Genomic DNA, 16117 nt, shown 5'->3' with positions numbered 1-16117 from the left:
CCCTGATGAGTTCCTTAGCAACATCCCGCCGGACCGCTGAGCGTACGGCAACCTCCCCGGGCCGGTCCCAATCCGGTCCGGCCCCGTCCCGTCAGGCCAGGAACAATGTGGCCGGCTGGGGCTTCGCCGCGCCTTTCCTGGCGTTCTTCCTGGTCTTCCTTGTCTGGCCCATCCTTTACGGCCTCTACATGAGCCTGACCGGCAAGTCCCTTACCGGCGCCAACAGCAACCTGATTGGCTTGGCCAACTACGCCGAGGCCTTGGCCGATGCGGACATGTGGCGGTCCCTGGGCAACACGCTCTACTTCACCGTGATCAGCACCGTTCCCCTGGTGATCGTCGCCTTGGTCATGGCCGCACTGCTCAACGTCGGGCTGCCTGCGCAGTGGCTGTGGCGGCTCTCCTACTTTGCGCCGTACCTGCTCGCCTCGACGGTCGTCTCGCTCTTCTTCACCTGGATGTACAACCCGCAACTGGGGCTGATCAACGACTTCCTGGTGAAAATCGGGCTGCCAAAGGTGGCCTGGCTGAACGACCCGAATGTCGCGATGTGGGCCATTGTCATCGCCACGCTGTGGTGGACCGTCGGCTTCAACTTCCTGCTGTACCTGGCCGCCATGCAGAACATCCCCCACCAGCACTACGAGGCGGCATCCCTGGACGGGGCCGGCGCCTGGCGGCAGTTCTTCTCCATCACGCTGCCGCAACTGGCGCCGACCACCGTGATGATCGTGCTCCTCCAGATCCTGGCATCACTGAAAATCTTTGATCAGGTGTACCAGATGACGGCCGGCGGCCCCAGCGGTTCCACCAGGCCAGTTGTCCAGTACATCTTCGAAACCGGGTTCACCGGCTACCGGCTGGGCTACTCCGCAGCCGTCTCCTACATCTTCTTCGGACTGATCGTGATCGTCTCGATCATGCAGTTCGTCATTACGCGCCGCAGGAGTGCATAACCATGGCAACCCAGACACTCACCCGCCCCGCCCCGCACACCGCCAACGCAGCAAAGGTCCGGAAACCCCGCAGGAAAATCACCGCCGGCAAAGCCGCCGTGACAGCGGTCGCGGCGTTCCTCGCCGTCCTGTGGCTCGTGCCCTTCGCCTGGGCCACGGCTACCGCCTTCAAGAGCGAGACCGACGCCGCAGCGCCGACGGTCAGCTGGATCCCGCCGTCGGGCTTTACCGCGGACGCTTTCGCCAAAGTGTTCCAGGACGGCAACATCCCGCTGTGGACGTGGAATTCCCTCTATACCTCGGCCGCCATCACGGCGATCACACTGGTCATCTCCGCGCTGGTCGCCTACGCCTTGTCCCGCATCGATTTCCGGGGCAAGAAGGTCTTGATGACCGTGATCATCGCCTCCATCATCATCCCGCCACCCGTGCTGATGATTCCGCTGTTCTACCAAATGGTGGCGTTCCACATGATCGACACGGCCTGGGCCGTCATCCTGCCGCAGGTCATCCACCCCGCCATGGTGTTTGTGCTCAAGAAGTTCTTCGACCAGATCCCGCGTGAACTCGAGGAAGCTGCGGTGATGGATGGTGCCAGCCGGATGCGGATCTTCATCCGGATCATCCTGCCGCTCTCACGTCCCATCCTCGCCGCCGTCGCGATCTTCGTTTTCATCAGCGCGTGGAACAACTTCCTCTGGCCCTTCATCGCCACCAATGACGGGTCCATCCTGACTCTTCCGGTGGGGCTGCAGACCATCAAGAGTGCCTACGGCATCCAGTACGCGCAAAACATGGCATCCGCACTGCTCGCGGCCTTGCCGCTCATCCTGGTCTTCCTGTTCTTCCAGCGCCAGATCATCAAGGGCGTTGCGACCACCGGGCTCGCCGGCACCTGAGCCTGGGCCCTCATTACTTCCAACGAACCTGATCAATCCAAAGGAGATACCCCACATGTCCCGCGCACGAATCACCCTGGACCGAGACTTCACCATTGGGGAAGTGCCCCGCCGCCTGTTTGGCTCCTTCGTAGAGCACATGGGCCGGTGCGTCTACACCGGAATCTACGAACCCGGCCACCCGGAGGCCGACGAAAATGGCTTCCGCCAGGACGTGCTCAAGCTCGTCAAGGAACTCGGGGCCACCGTCCTCCGCTACCCCGGCGGCAACTTCGTGTCCGGTTACAACTGGGAAGACGGGGTGGGTCCCCGGGAAAACCGCCCCCGGCGGCTCGACGGCGCGTGGCACACCCTGGAGACGAACGCCTTCGGACTGCACGAGTTCGTCGACTGGTCCGCCCAGGCAGGCACCGAAATCATGGAAGCTATCAACCTGGGCACCAGGGGAGTGGACGCGGCACGCGAGATCGTGGAGTACGCCAACCACCCCGGCGGCACCTACCTGTCGGACCTGCGCGCCAAAAACGGGCACAAGGACCCGTTCAACATCAAGCTCTGGTGCCTCGGCAACGAAATGGACGGGCCCTGGCAGATCGGCCACAAAACCGCTGAAGAGTACGGCCGGCTGGCCCAGGAAGCCGCCAAGGCGATGCGGTTCGTGGACCCGGACATCGAACTGGTGGCCTGCGGAAGCTCCAGCTCCGGCATGCCCACGTTCGGGGCCTGGGAACAGACCGTGCTGACCCACGCCTACGAGGAAGTGGATTACGTCTCGCTGCACGCCTACTACCAGGAGCACGAGGGCGACGTCGGCAGCTTCCTCGCCAGCGCCGTGGACACCGACTATTTCATCGAATCAGTCATCGCCACCGCCGACGCCGTCCGGGCTAAGGGAAAGCACAAGAAGACCATCAACCTCTCCTTCGACGAGTGGAACGTCTGGTACCAGCGCGGCCTCGACACCGAGGACCAGCCGCACCAGGTGGCCAAGGCCGGCTGGCGCGAGCACCCCAGGGTCATCGAGGACAAGTACAACGTGACGGACGCCGTCGTCGTCGGTACCCTGCTCAACTCGCTGCTCCGCCACGGCGACCGGGTCAAGATCGCCAACCAGGCGCAGCTGGTCAACGTCATCGCCCCGATCCTCAGCGAGGAAAACGGCCCGGCCTGGCGGCAGACCATCTTCCACCCCTTCGCGCGCATGGCCGAACTGGCGAAGGGCCAGATCCTGCGCCTGTCCGTCGACTCGGACAAGTACGACAACGCCCGCTTCGGCGGCACCGACCTGGTGGATGTCAGTGCCACGTGGAACGAGGAAACGGGCCGCGTGGCACTCTTCCTCGCAAACCGCGGCCTCGAGGAAGCGGCGGATATTGAAGTCGCGCTGCGCGGGTTTGACGCCCGCAAGGTGCTGCGCGCCGAGGTCCTGGAAATGCCCGACGGCGGCGACCGCTTCATAGTCAACACCCAGGGCAATCCGGACCAGGTGGGGCTCAAGCCGCTGGCAGGGGCGAAGGCGAGCGGCTCCGAACTCCGGGCAACGCTGCCGGCCCTGTCCTGGGCCGTGATCGAGCTGGACGTGGTCAAAAACTGACGGTAGCCCCGCGGCTGCTTTGACCAGCAACCCTAAGCAGCAGCTTTGAGATGCGACGGCGGGAGCGCGGGCTCCCGCCGTCGTTGGCTGTGGACGCTATTTCCCGCAGGCGGTGCGATTCCTAAGGCCCTCCGGCTCGGGCCCCGCATCGTCGTCGACCGCATCGGATGCAAGCAGCCAGCTGCCAGATGCCGCGCCACATGAATTTTCCCGGCCTCTGTCGATTTGCCCTCGCGCTGTTCGACCTGTGGGTGAGAAGGTCGGAGGGCGACCTTCCACAACCTAGGAGATTGAAATGGCAAAGTACATGTTGATCATGCGCGGCACCGATGAGTCGTACGCCAACCTCGAGAAGGCCGACTTCAACGAAATCCTTGAGACCATGGGCAAATTCAACGACGAATTGATCCGCTCCGGCGTCCTGCTGGCGGCCGAGGGACTGGATGATCCCAAGGAGGGCGTCGTGGTGGACTTTACCGGCGAAACCCCTGTGGTCACTGACGGGCCCTACGGCGAGACCAAGGAGCTGTTCGGCGGCTACTACATCCTTGACGTCGCCTCGAAGCAGGAAGCCATCGAGTGGGCCAAACGGGCACCGCTCACGAAGGGCACTAAGACAGAGATCCGCCGGGTACCCTCGATCGAAGAATTCCCGCAGGACAATGAATGGATCCAGAAGGAACGCGCCTGGCGCGAGCAGACCGGCCAGGTCTGAACCAGCCACCGGACCGCCCCACCGGACCGCCCAACCAGGAACAGCAGTGAGCAGCAACGCGGCAAGGGCCGCCGTCGAAGCGGTGTGGCGCATTGAGTCCGCCCGCATCGTCGGCGCCCTCGCCCGTTATACCGGCGATTTCCCGTTGGCCGAAGACCTGGCGCAGGAAGCGCTAGCTGAGGCCCTGGTGTCCTGGTCGGTGAATGGGATTCCCGCGGAACCGGCGGGGTGGCTGCTGACCACCGGCCGGCGCCGCGCGGTGGACACCTTCCGGCGGCGTGCTGCCCGGGACGAAAAGTACGCCCTGCTGGCCCGTGACCTCGCGGAGGAGGAACCGGGCGCGGATTCCCTGTTCGATCCGGACGCGATCGACGACGACGTGCTGGCGCTGATGTTCATCTCCTGCCATCCGGTGTTGTCCAAGGAAGCGCGGATCGCGTTGACCCTGCGCGTGGTGGGCGGCATGGGCACCGACGAGATCGCGAAGGCGTTCCTGGTTCCGGTGCCGACCATCCAGGCACGCATCACCCGGGCCAAGAAGACGTTGGCCGCCGCCCATGTTCCGTTCGCCGTGCCGGAAACGCGCGAACTCCCCGAACGGCTTGGCTCGGTGCTTCAAGTCGTGTACCTGATTTTCACGGAGGGTTCCTTCGCGTCCGGCGGTGACTCCTGGATGCGCACGGACCTGGCCGGCGAAGCACGACGCCTGGCGCGGGTGCTCACGCGTCTGGCGCCCGAACCCGAGGTGTTCGGCCTGCTGGCCCTGATGGACCTGACTGCCGCGCGCTTCCCCGCGAGGCTCGATTCCTCCGGCCGCCCGGTCCTCCTGGAGGACCAGGACCGCCGATTGTGGGACCAGTCGGCGATCCGGCGCGGCCGCGCCGCGCTGGCGAAGGCCGTAGCTGCCGGCCGCGGACTCGGCGCCTACGGGCTGCAGGCCTCCATCGCCGAATGCCACGCGGTGGCACCCTCGGTCGCGGAAACCGACTGGCAGCGGATCGTCATCCTCTACGAGGCTCTGGGGAGGTTGGCGCCGTCGTCGGTGGTCGAACTGAACCGCGCCGTGGCGGTGACCATGGCATCGGGTCCGGCCGCCGGGCTGGAACTGGTCGATGCGATCGCTTCCCGTGGAGAACTGATCGGCTCGCACCTGCTGCCGGCGGTCAGGGGTGAGCTGCTGACCAGGCTTGGCCGGCGCGGGGAGGCGCAGTCCGCCCTGCAGCAGGCTCTCGCGCTCTGCACGAACGCGGCCGAACGCGCGGCGCTGGAGCGAAAGATTGATGAGCTGGCCCGCCCGTAAGGCAGGGGCAGCCTGCCAGCGGGCGTTCGCTTACACCAGCGGCCACGGGTAACGCATGCCGGTGCGGTCCACGGGCAGCACCTGCGTGTGCAGCAGACGCTGCACGCGGTGCTGCAGGGCGGTGACCTCTCCGTCATCGAGGAGCTCGGCCACCTCGGGAGGAACGGCCTCTGCGAGCGGGGCAATGTCCTCGAGCAGGGCATCGGGGATAGCCTCGCCCGCGAAGTCCCAGATCACGGTCCGCAGTTTGAAACCTGCCGAGAAGCACAGCCCGTGGTCGATGCCCCACACCCGTCCGTTGTCGCCACGCAGCACATGACCGCTCTTCCGGTCGGTGTTGTTGGCGATGTAGTCGAACAGGGCGATCTGCGACAGGTCGCGATGAGTCTCGGGCGCGTCGGCGTACAGGGTGAAGTAATGCTCACGGAAGTCGCACTCGATGAACCACTGCAGTGACCCGATCCCCAGCGGGGCCTCCTCGCGGATCACCGTCGGCGGCACGAGTCTCCACTCCAGGGACTCGCTGAGCAGGAAGGCTGCGCGTTCCCGCCGGTACAGCCCGGGCTCGAAATCGGACAGCGGCCGTTCCCCGACCTCCGGTTTGTAGACCGCCCAAGCGGAGTCGTCCCCGCAGGAGACCTGGACGAGGAACGTCTCGTTGCTGCTGCGCGGGAGGCGTCCGAGCAGCTCGACACTGCCCTCGGCGAGCAGTGTCAGCTCCCGGCCGGACACCGGCTGTCCCGTTTCACCGGCTGACCCAGTCCCCAACTCACGGCGCTCGCAGCCCGCTGAGGGGTTCCGACGTCGAATTCACCATGAGCACGGCGGGTGCCTGGCCCGCCACATAGGAGATGGCCGAAACCGAGCCCGGGCTGATGACGATGCGCTGGAAGAGGTCCAGGTGCGTGCCGAGGGCGTGGGCTACCGCGGCCTTGATGGGGTCGGCGTGGGAAAAGCACACCACGACGCCCCCGGCGTGGGCTGTGCGCAGTCCCTCAAGGGCTCCGACGATCCGCGCCTGCATCTGCGTGAAGCTCTCGCCGTCCGGGAAGCGGAAGGCAGAGGGGCTGTGCTGCACGGTCTGCCACTCCGGCAGGGCCGACAGTTCGGCGAGGGCGGCGCCGGTCCAGTCGCCAAAATCGCACTCCAACAGGCCGTCTTCGTGCTTCACGTCCAGTCCGCTGCGCGCCGCCGTCGGCTCCGCCGTCTCCAGGGTGCGCTCCAGCGGCGAGGAGTAGATGGCGTCGACGGGCAAGCCCGCGAGCCGTTCGGCGATCCGTTCCGCCTGGGCCCGGCCCCGGTCGGAAAGGTGCAGTCCCGGGGTCCGCCCCGGCAGCACCGTGCCGGTGGTCGGCGTTTCCCCGTGGCGCACCAGAAGGAGGAGCGTTCCTGGGGGCCCGGATGGAGGCCCCGACGGCGGTCCCGATGGTCGTGCCGATGGTGCCGGCGGCGTTGCTGCAGTCATCAGGATCTAAGCGTAGCGGCAGGGGTCCCCACCCGAGCTTGCGAGGGATGGGGTAGCCGCGGAGCGGTAGCGGCAGGGGTCCCCACCCGAGCTTGCGAGGGATGGGGTAGCCGCGGAGCGGTAGCGGCAGCGACCCGAAGAAATTCCTCGATTCCCCGCACAGTCGAGGACTACCGTAGAGGAGTGAGTGAACGCCCCGATATCTTCACTGTTGGTGAATTGCGTGCCTCCGGCCATGTTCACAAGGACCTGCGCCGCGAAATCCGCGACAACCTGCTCGCCGCGCTCGCCGCCGGCCGCGATCCCTGGCCTGGCATGTACGGTTTCGGCCGGACCGTCCTTCCCCAGCTCGAGCGTGCCCTGATCGCCGGCCACGACGTCGTCCTGCTCGGCGAACGGGGGCAGGGCAAGACACGGCTCCTGCGCACCCTCGCCGGGCTGCTGGACGAGTGGACCCCGGTGATCGAGGAATCGGAACTGAACGAACACCCGTACCAACCGATCACGGCACACTCGCGGGCCCGTGTGCTCACCGAAGGGGACCGGCTGCGGGTGGCGTGGCGCCACCGCTCCGAACGCTACGTCGAAAAGCTCGCGACGCCGGACACCTCAGTCGCTGACCTGATCGGCGACGTCGACCCGATGCGGGTGGCCGAGGGCCGCCGTCTGGGGGACCCGGAAACCATCCACTACGGCCTGGTCCCGCGCTCCAACCGCGGGATCATCGCCATCAACGAGCTGCCCGACCTCGCCGAGCGGATCCAGGTCTCGATGCTCAACGTGATGGAGGAACGCGATATCCAGATCCGCGGCTACGTGCTGCGGCTGCCGCTCGACGTACTGGTGGTCGCGTCCGCCAACCCGGAGGACTACACCAACCGCGGCCGGATCATTACGCCCCTGAGGGACCGCTTCGGCGCCGAGATCCGCACGCACTACCCGATAGAGCTGGACGACGAGGTCGCCGTCATCCGGCAAGAGGGGCAGCTGGTGGCCAGCGTCCCGCCCGTCATCCTCGAGATCCTGGCCCGCTACACCCGCGCCCTGCGCCAGTCTCCGGCGGTCAACCAGACCTCCGGGGTTTCCGCCCGGTTCGCCATCGCAGGTGCCGAAACCGTCGCCGCGGCGGCCTTGCGCCGGGCCAGCGTGCGCGGCGAGGACGAGGCCGTCGCCCGCATCATTGACCTCGAGGCCGCAGTGGACGTCCTCACGGGGAAGATTGAGTTCGAGTCGGGCGAGGAAGGGCGTGAACAGGCCGTCCTGGACCACCTCCTGCGCACAGCCACCGCAGAAGCCGTGCGGGCGCACTTTCAGGGCCTGGACATGGCTCCGCTCGTGGCCGCGCTCGACGGCCACACCACGGTGACCACCGGCGAACTGGTCACCGCGCGGGAGTTCCTCCAAAACCTCCCGGCCCTCAACGGATCCCGCCTCTACGACGACGTCAGTGAGCGCCTGGGCGCGAAAAACGACGGGGAGCGCGCCGCCGCCGTCGAACTTGCCCTGGAAGGCCTCTACCTCGCCCGGCGGATCTCCAAGGATTCCGACGACGAGGCGACGGTCTACGGCTAAGCAGTTCAAGGTATTCAAGGCTAGGGACAGGAGGGCCCATGAGCGCTCACAACCGGTCCAGGTACGGGCGGTACACGGGAGGCCCGGATCCGCTCGCCCCGCCCGTGGACCTGGCGGAGGCGCTTGACGCTGTGGCCGAGGACGTCATGGCCGGCTACTCGCCCCGGCACGCCCTGCAGGAGTTCCTGCGGCGCGGCGGCCGAAGCCGGGAAGGGCTCGACGACCTCGCCGGCCGCGTTCAGCAGCGCCGGAACGAACTCCTGGGTCGCCACCGGCTGGACGGAACCCTCAGCGAAGTCCAGAAGCTGCTCGACACGGCGGTGCTGGAGGAGCGCAAGCAGCTCGCCCGCGACGCCATGATGGACAACAACGACCGCGCCTTCCGGGAAATGCAGCTGCAGAACCTGCCCCGATCCACGGCGGCAGCGGTCAACGAACTCGCCTCCTATGACTGGCAGTCGAGCACCGCACGGGAGGCCTACGAGCGGATCAAGGATCTGCTTGGCCGCGAACTCCTTGACCAGCGGTTCGCCGGGATGAAGGAAGCACTCGAGAACGCCACCGATGAGGACCGCGCGGCCGTGAACGAGATGCTGCGCGACCTCAACGAGCTCCTCGGCAAACACCGGCGCGGCGAGGATACCGACGCGGACTTCCAGGAGTTCATGGCACGGCACGGCCACTTCTTTCCGGAGAATCCACAATCCGTCGAGGAGTTGGTGGATGCGCTCGCCCAGCGCGCGGCCGCCGCCCAGCGGCTCCTGCGCTCCATGTCCGCCGAGCAGCGCGATGAGCTGATGCGGCTCTCCGCGCAGGCGTTCGGCTCGCCCGACCTCATGGCCGAACTCGACCAACTCGACGCCAGCCTGCGCGCCCTGCGCCCCGGCGAGGACTGGGCCGGTTCAGAACGTTTCGAAGGTGAGGAGGGACTCGGGCTCGGCGACGGCACGGGTGTGCTCCAGGACATCGCCGAACTCGATGAGCTGGCCGAACAGCTCTCCCAGGCCTACAACGGCTCACGCCTCGACGACCTCGACCTGGACGCCCTCGCCCGCCAGCTCGGACAGAATGCCGCCGTGACGGCCCGCACCCTCGCGGAGATCGAGCGTGCAATGCAGGACGGCGGCTACCTCCGGCGCGGGGCGGATGGGGATCTCCGGCTGTCACCCCAGGCCATGCGGCGGCTCGGCAGATCGCTGCTGCGGGACACCGCCAAGCAACTCTCCGGCCGGCAGGGGCGCCGGGACACCCGCGTTGCCGGGGCAGCCGGCGAGCAGACCGGCTCCAGCCGGCAATGGGAGTTCGGCGACGCCGAGCCGTGGGACGTCACCCGGACCATGACCAACGCCATCCGCCGCACCATCGCCGAAGGCGGTGATCCGGGCCGCGGACTGCGCCTCGCCGTGGGGGACATCCAGGTGACGGAGACAGAGGCGCGCACACAGGCCGCCGTCGTGCTGCTGGCTGACGTGTCCTTCTCGATGGCCGCCGAGGGGCGCTGGGTGCCCATGAAACGCACCGCGCTCGCCCTGCACCACCTCGTCTCAACCCGGTTCCGCGGCGACCGGCTGCAGCTGATTACGTTCGGCCGCTACGCCCAGACCATGGACATTGGCGAGCTCACGGCCCTGCCGGCCCTGCGGGAACAGGGAACCAATCTGCACCACGGTCTGCTGCTGGCCGGCCGGTTCTTCCGCCAGCACCCGTCGATGCAGCCCGTCCTCCTGGTGGTGACCGACGGCGAACCCACAGCGCACCTGCTGGCCGACGGCGAGTCGTGGTTCTGCTGGCCGCCGGACGCGGAGACCATCCGCGTCACCGTCGCCGAACTGGACCGCCTCGGGCGTGCGGGCACACAGGCCACGTTCTTCCGGCTGGGCGATGACCCGGGCCTGGAACGGTTCGTCCAGCGCATGGTCCGCCGAATCGACGGCCGGATGGTGGCGCCCGAGACTGGGGATCTGGGCGCTGCCGTTGTGGGGGAATACCTCCGCGCCCACTTCCGCGGCCGCCCCTACGACGACGCCGACTGGGCCCAATAACCGGGCTGATACAAAGTAGTTGCTTGCGCGCTATATACCTTTGTGCAAAAATAAACACAGCGCCTGCAACTACTAGCGTACGCGTGCTAATTCGTCCGACCCCGGTCCAGAACAGACTTCTGGACGGGCCCCCGTCGGGCCGCCGTCCGTTGGCCACGGCCTTCCTTCACCCGATCCAACTTCAGGAGAAACCATGACCGCCATTCCCACCTTGACGCTCAATAACGGGGTCCAGATGCCGCAGCTCGGCTTCGGCGTCTTCCAGGTGTCCGACGACGACACCACCGCCGCGGTCAGCGCGGCTCTTGCCGCCGGTTACCGGAGCATTGACACCGCCGCCATCTACGGAAATGAGGCCGGCACCGGCCGCGCGCTGGCGGAGTCCGGGATTGCCCGCGACGAACTGTTCATCACCTCCAAGCTCTGGATTGCGGACCTCGGCTACGAGGCCACCCTCGCGGCCTTCGAGACCAGCCTGGACAAACTCGGCCTGGACTATCTGGACCTCTACCTGATCCACTGGCCCGCTCCCGGGTTGGGCAAATACACGGACTCCTGGCTGGCTCTGGAGAAGCTGCTGGCCGACGGCCGGGTCCGGGCGATCGGTGTTTCCAATTTCCTGCCCGAACACGTGCAAAAGCTGATCGACCTTGGCGGTACGGTGCCGGCGGTCAACCAGGTGGAACTGCACCCGGCCCTGCAGCAACGGGATATCGGGGCCTTCAACACCGCGTACGGAATTGCCACCGAGGCCTGGAGCCCGCTGGCGCAGGGTGCCCTCCTGGACGAACCGGCCATCCTTGAGATCGCATCCCGGCACGGCCGGAGCCCGGCGCAGGTGATTCTGCGCTGGCACCTGCAGCAGGGACGTATCATCATCCCCAAGTCGGTCACGCCGTCGCGGATCAATGAGAACCTGGACGTGTTCGGCTTCGACCTGTCGGCGGACGAGTTGGCAGTGGTGGACGGCCTCGAGCGGGACGGCCGCACCGGCCCCCACCCGGCCGAATTCAACGGTTAAGCACCGCAACGGGGCGGCTGCTCAGGGCAGGGCGTACACGCGCCGGGCGTTGTCGCGCGCGACGAGTTGCACGATCTTGCGGGCGTCCGCCTCGGAACAGTCGTCGTCGTCGATCCATCCGCCCACTACCTTGATGATTGCGTTGCGCCACAGCCGCGCGCCAAGGTAGTGGAGTTCGGCGGGGCCCAAGGCATCGGAGGAGTACAGGATCTTGGTGAAGGGGGCCAGCTCGAATGAGCGGGCCACCAGAGCCCTGCTCCGTGACCCGGTGAAGTTCACGGCAAGGCCCACATCGATGTAGACGTTCTCAAAGGCGTGGGCCAGATAGCCGGCTTCGCGTTCGAACGGATAGCAGTGGAGCAGCATGATCGGTGTGTCCCGGACGTCGGCGGACCGGAGAAAGTCCAGGAGGTACAGGGGATTGGTTTTGTGGAGGTCCAGGTCGCGGTCACCGAATCCGACATGGAACTGCACTGGAAGCTCCATCGACACCGCCGTATGGATCCCGTGGGCAATGAGGGTCACGTCGGTGAGCTTCGCATGGGTGCCGGCGTGCTGGTTCTCCTGCCAGCGGCGGGCCGCGTCGGTGACCGCATCGGGGGTCGGCCGGCTCAGATTCTGGTCGAATCCTGTGCGGTAGGCGAGAACTGTCTTGACGCCCACGGCGCTGCGGGTGAGCTCGTGAATCCGCTGGCCGAACTCGTCGACGTAATCTGCCGGGCTGGCGAGCTCCCCGATCAGCGACTCGGCGACCAGTTCCAGCCGAACGATCTCGTGGGTGCGCCCGCCGGAGACCTCGGCCATGCCGGCCAGGCCGAGGTAGTCGGGGGCATCCAATCCTGTATCGATCAGCCAGTCGCTGACCCCGGCAGCGCGGGTCATGCGCCGGCTGAGCTCATGTTCTGCAAGCTCGGCACGCCGGCTCCAGTAGTCCGCCGGTGAGGCGTGCCGCGGCAGATCAAGAATGCCGCTGCACCAGCGTCGGATGGCGAGTCCGATCTGCGTGTTGTAGGCGTCCCAGGGGTTGGCGAGTGGTTCGGTGTTCCCTTCGTTGAGCGAGTTCTGAAAGCGTGCCTCGTCACCGTCGGCGTGAAACGCGCCGTGCACGTGGTGGTCAACCAGGCTGACTTGTTCGACGAAGTCCGGGAAGGAACTGCCCGCCATCAGATCGACCAGGCAAGTCGAAAGCGTTCGGCGAGCTCGTCCGGCGCGAGTTCCGCGGAGATTTGCTGTTCGTAGCGCCGGACGGCCACCGTGGCATCGACGATCGCGTCTCCGAGGAGCCCGCGTGCAAGGCGTGAGTTGTCCAGCGTGCCGATGATGGCGGCGGGGGAGTTTGGGAGCAGCCGGATGTTGGCTTGGTGCCGTTCGTCGTCCGAAAGCCGTCCGGGATCACCCGGGATCTCTGCCGGAAGCCTTTGTCCGCCGCGGATGCCGTCAAGGGCGAGCGCAAGGATGGCTGCGGAGGCCAGGTACACGTTTGCCGAGGGGTCGATGATTTTCACCTCGACGTTGGCTCCGTGGGGATTGCTCTGGCCCTCGTTCAAAAAGCGCACTGAGGCTTCCCGGTTTTCCAGGCCCCAGCATAAGTAGGCACCCGACCATGTGCCGGGTGCCAAGCGGCTTCCGGACAAAATTGAACCCGTGAGGAAACCCTGGATCTCGGGGAGCCCTGCGATGATTCCTCCAATGACAGCGCCTCCCTCGGCGGAGATGCCGTGCGGTCCGCTGCCGCCGGAGAATAGCGGCGTGCCGTTCTTTTGGAACGAAAGGTGCTGGTGGGCGCCGTTTCCGACCGTGCCGGAAAAGGGCAACGGGGAGAAGGAGGCCTGCATGCCGTGGGCCCTGGCGGCGATGCCAACGATGACCTTGGCCAGGACCACGGCGTCGGCGGCCTGAACCGGCGGGGCAGGGGGAAGGGAAAACTCGAACTGGTTTCTGCCGTACTCGGCGTGGAGTTGTTCCATGGGAATGCCGGCCAGGTTCAGCGCTGACAGCAGATCATCGACGAATTCCGATCGGTCTAGGAGGCCGGTTGCCCCGTACGGAACCCAGGGTGCCGTTTCCAGCGCTGAACCATCTGGGGCGACGAGAAAGAATTCAAGTTCGTGGCCCACGAGTGCTGTGTATCCGGCCCCGACCAGGCTGCCGTCGACGTCGGCCAGAACGCCGCGGGCGCAGGCCGGAGAGGCGGTTCCGTCCTGTTCGAAAAGGTTGGCGGGCGCCCATGCCCGGCCGCCCGGCAGGACACGGAGTCCTGCGATATCGATCTTGAGGCGCATATCGCCAACGGGGGTGATGCTGTCCGTGAACGCGATCCCGCCGTCGATGGTGAAGACATGCCAGACGGGCGCAGCGCCCATCCCGGATTTGTGGAAGAGTTCGAGCCGCGCCAACGGAACGCTCTTGGCCAGCGTGATGCCCGAATGATTCACCACCGTGCCGATCACGGTGCGGACGCCGGCAGCTTCGAGCTCACGATGGGCTTTCGCAACGGCGGATTCGTCGGCTGATGCGAATTGGGTCATGCGCCTATCATGCGGCCCCTCCCCGTCCAAGGGAAGGCACCCCTCTACACTGGGATCGCACGGGGCTACGGGTATCCGACGGACAGCCGGAAGCCCATGCCCCTCCCGGGGAAACTCGTCTGGAACAAGGGGACTGAACCAATATGACCGAGTATCGGCCGGCCATTCTGGATGACTATCAGCAGGTCTCTGCCGACTATGCGGACTGGACTTCCGTGGGTGCGGACGGCGTCAGCGTCACCGTCTTCAGCACGCCATTCGCCTCGGAGTCCGCCGTAATCCAGGCCCTGCTGGACTTCGACATCATTGTGGCCATGCGGGAGAGGACTCCGTTCCCGCGAGCTGTGCTGGCGAACCTGCCTCGGCTGAAATTGCTGATCACCACCGGCGCCGCAAACGCCGCCATCGATCTCGCCGCGGCGGAAGAGTGCGGTGTGACCGTCTGCGGAACGGGCGGGTCGCCGTCGGCCGCCCCTGAACTGACGTGGGCGCTGCTCCTGGCGCTGGCCCGGAACCTGACCGCTGAAGAGAACGCGCTCCGGGCCGGCCGCTGGCAGAACACTGTTGGCTTTGAACTCGCGCGCAAGACCCTGGGGATAGTCGGGCTGGGCAAGATCGGCCACAAGGTGGCGGCGTACGCGCATGCTTTCGGCATGAACGTGCTGGCATGGAGCCAGAACCTGGATGCGGCGACTGCAGAGGCGGCAGGGGTCCGGAAGGTCAGCAAGGACCAACTCTTCCGGGAATCCGACATCGTGACACTTCACCTTCGCCTGTCCCAGCGCTCCGAGGGGACGGTTGGTGAAGCCGAACTGCGGCTGCTGGGCCCCGGCGGAATGCTGATCAACACGGCCAGGGGACCCCTGGTGAACCAGCCTGCCCTGATCCGCGCCCTCGAAGAAGGCTGGATCCGGGGCGCCGCCGTCGATGTTTACGATCAGGAACCCTTGCCGGCAGGCCATCCGCTTCTGTCCGCCCCGAACACTGTCCTGACGCCCCATCTGGGGTACGTCACCTACGAGAGCTACGCGCAGTTCTACGGCGGAGCTCTCGAGGACGTCAAAGCATGGCTGGCCGGCGCCCCGGTCCGGCAATTGACCCGCCAGCAGTAGCACCTCGCAACAGGCGTGCGGTCCGGCAGGGCGACGACGGCGGGAATCCCGCCGTCGTCCGACTCACCGTAGAGGTCAGCATCCTACAGGTCCGCGAGTGTCAGCGCCGGCGGCGATTTTCCGTCGATGTCCAGGACGCCGAACTCCTTCGCAACGGCCGCGGCGATGAGTACCTGGCCGGTCCGCGCCATCAGGTCCTGATCATGGAACAGCGCATTGATCACCCGGCCGATGAACTCGGGGCTTTCGCTGGTCGAGAGGTCGAACGCACCGCTTTTGGCCGCGGCCAGGACCGCCTCGGTTCGCACAAGCCCGGGGTAGAGCGCGATGACCGGAATGTCGAACGGTTTGAGCTCGACGGCCATGTCGGAGGTCATCTTGTCCGTCGCCGCTTTGGCGATGCCGTAGATCGTGTTGCCGAGGTGGCGCTGGGCCGCCCAGAAGCTGATGTTGATGATCAGGCCGCGGCGCCGCGGCGTCATCATGCGCGCCGCGTGCGCCGAACAGACAAATGCGGCGCGGACTCCGGCGTCCATCATGCCGGTCCAGCGGTGCGGCGGCTGCTCCCAGAATGGAGCAGGCCAGGAGAACGCGCCGCCTTCGACCATCTTCTCGTAGCCGCCCCAGGCGCAATTGACGAGCAGGTCGAGGCGGCCGCTCCCGGACCGGATGGCATCAAAGACGCGGGCCGTCTCGTCGTTGTTGAGGTGGTCGCAGCGCAGGCGCACGATCTCCCGCGGCAGGTCGGCCTGGTCGATCGAGCGGCCGGTTCCGTAAACCTGGAACCCCGCGGCCAGAAGGACAAGTGCGATGCCCCGGCCCACCCCTCGGCTCGCGCCGGTCACGAGCGCCACGTTTCCCGTCGGCGCGTCGTCGCGCTTGCGTTCATTGGTCATGTTCAGCGGCCCCGCCT

14 protein-coding genes are annotated in these 16117 nt (G+C 66.5%); 9 read left to right on the top strand and 5 right to left on the bottom strand.

Going from position 1 to position 16117, the window contains the following annotated elements:
• Positions 1-5 precede the first annotated feature (5 nt).
• The 5 genes from ACFVTM_RS12870 (at position 6) to ACFVTM_RS12850 (ending at position 5464) form a co-directional block, all read left to right on the top strand.
• On the top strand, positions 6-956 hold the full coding sequence (locus ACFVTM_RS12870; protein ID WP_390203857.1) for a carbohydrate ABC transporter permease: 951 nt from the start codon (positions 6-8) through the stop codon (positions 954-956).
• A 2-nt stretch (positions 957-958) separates the two neighbouring features.
• Positions 959-1855: a carbohydrate ABC transporter permease gene (locus ACFVTM_RS12865; protein ID WP_390203856.1), complete on the top strand. Its 897-nt coding sequence runs from the start codon at positions 959-961 to the stop codon at positions 1853-1855.
• Positions 1856-1910: 55 nt separating this feature from the next.
• Positions 1911-3449, top strand: coding sequence for an alpha-N-arabinofuranosidase (locus ACFVTM_RS12860; RefSeq protein ID WP_390203855.1), 1539 nt, complete (start codon positions 1911-1913; stop codon positions 3447-3449).
• Positions 3450-3744: 295 nt separating this feature from the next.
• Positions 3745-4164, top strand: coding sequence for a YciI family protein (locus ACFVTM_RS12855; RefSeq protein WP_390203854.1), 420 nt, complete (start codon positions 3745-3747; stop codon positions 4162-4164).
• Between the two features lie 46 nt (positions 4165-4210).
• Positions 4211-5464 (top strand): RNA polymerase sigma factor, encoded by a 1254-nt coding sequence (locus ACFVTM_RS12850; protein ID WP_390203853.1) that lies wholly within the window; start codon positions 4211-4213, stop codon positions 5462-5464.
• 30 nt (positions 5465-5494) lie between these two features.
• Here ACFVTM_RS12850 and ACFVTM_RS12845 read toward each other — a convergent pair whose 3' ends face one another.
• Together ACFVTM_RS12845 and ACFVTM_RS12840 are read right to left on the bottom strand one after the other, a co-directional pair.
• Positions 5495-6196, bottom strand: coding sequence for an SCO1664 family protein (locus ACFVTM_RS12845; protein WP_390203852.1), 702 nt, complete (start codon positions 6194-6196; stop codon positions 5495-5497).
• A gap of 37 nt (positions 6197-6233) precedes the next feature.
• The gene (locus ACFVTM_RS12840; protein WP_390203850.1) at positions 6234-6929 is read right to left on the bottom strand and encodes an MSMEG_4193 family putative phosphomutase; all 696 of its coding nucleotides are present in this window, start codon (positions 6927-6929) and stop codon (positions 6234-6236) included.
• Between the two features lie 183 nt (positions 6930-7112).
• Here ACFVTM_RS12840 and ACFVTM_RS12835 point away from each other — a divergent pair, with 183 nt between their 5' ends.
• From ACFVTM_RS12835 to ACFVTM_RS12825, 3 genes are all read left to right on the top strand, one after another.
• Positions 7113-8501: a sigma 54-interacting transcriptional regulator gene (locus ACFVTM_RS12835; protein WP_390203849.1), complete on the top strand. Its 1389-nt coding sequence runs from the start codon at positions 7113-7115 to the stop codon at positions 8499-8501.
• A 38-nt stretch (positions 8502-8539) separates the two neighbouring features.
• Positions 8540-10543 (top strand): VWA domain-containing protein, encoded by a 2004-nt coding sequence (locus ACFVTM_RS12830; RefSeq protein WP_390203848.1) that lies wholly within the window; start codon positions 8540-8542, stop codon positions 10541-10543.
• A 193-nt stretch (positions 10544-10736) separates the two neighbouring features.
• Positions 10737-11564 carry an aldo/keto reductase gene (locus tag ACFVTM_RS12825; protein WP_390203847.1) on the top strand — a complete coding sequence of 276 codons (828 nt, stop codon included), beginning with the start codon at positions 10737-10739 and terminating at the stop codon, positions 11562-11564.
• Between the two features lie 21 nt (positions 11565-11585).
• Here the strand turns inward: ACFVTM_RS12825 and ACFVTM_RS12820 are convergent, their stop codons facing one another.
• Both ACFVTM_RS12820 and ACFVTM_RS12815 read right to left on the bottom strand, forming a co-directional pair.
• Positions 11586-12728, bottom strand: a complete 1143-nt coding sequence (locus ACFVTM_RS12820; RefSeq protein WP_390203846.1) for an amidohydrolase family protein — start codon at positions 12726-12728, stop codon at positions 11586-11588.
• Positions 12728-14092: a glutamine synthetase gene (locus tag ACFVTM_RS12815; RefSeq protein WP_390203845.1), complete on the bottom strand. Its 1365-nt coding sequence runs from the start codon at positions 14090-14092 to the stop codon at positions 12728-12730. The genes ACFVTM_RS12820 and ACFVTM_RS12815 overlap by 1 nt, the downstream gene beginning before the upstream one ends.
• Positions 14093-14235: 143 nt before the next feature.
• Between ACFVTM_RS12815 and ACFVTM_RS12810 the strand changes: the two genes are divergently transcribed.
• Positions 14236-15204, top strand: a complete 969-nt coding sequence (locus ACFVTM_RS12810) for a D-2-hydroxyacid dehydrogenase family protein (RefSeq protein ID WP_390203844.1) — start codon at positions 14236-14238, stop codon at positions 15202-15204.
• A gap of 83 nt (positions 15205-15287) precedes the next feature.
• Here ACFVTM_RS12810 and ACFVTM_RS12805 read toward each other — a convergent pair whose 3' ends face one another.
• Positions 15288-16100, bottom strand: a complete 813-nt coding sequence (locus tag ACFVTM_RS12805) for an SDR family NAD(P)-dependent oxidoreductase (protein WP_390203843.1) — start codon at positions 16098-16100, stop codon at positions 15288-15290.
• Between the last annotated feature and the right edge of the window lie 17 nt (positions 16101-16117).

This window comes from Arthrobacter sp. NPDC058130, assembly GCF_042884475.1.
Taxonomy (GTDB): Bacteria; Actinomycetota; Actinomycetes; order Actinomycetales; family Micrococcaceae; genus Arthrobacter.
Note: the sequence above shows the minus strand (reverse complement) of the source record. Positions and strands in the feature narration are given on the sequence as shown.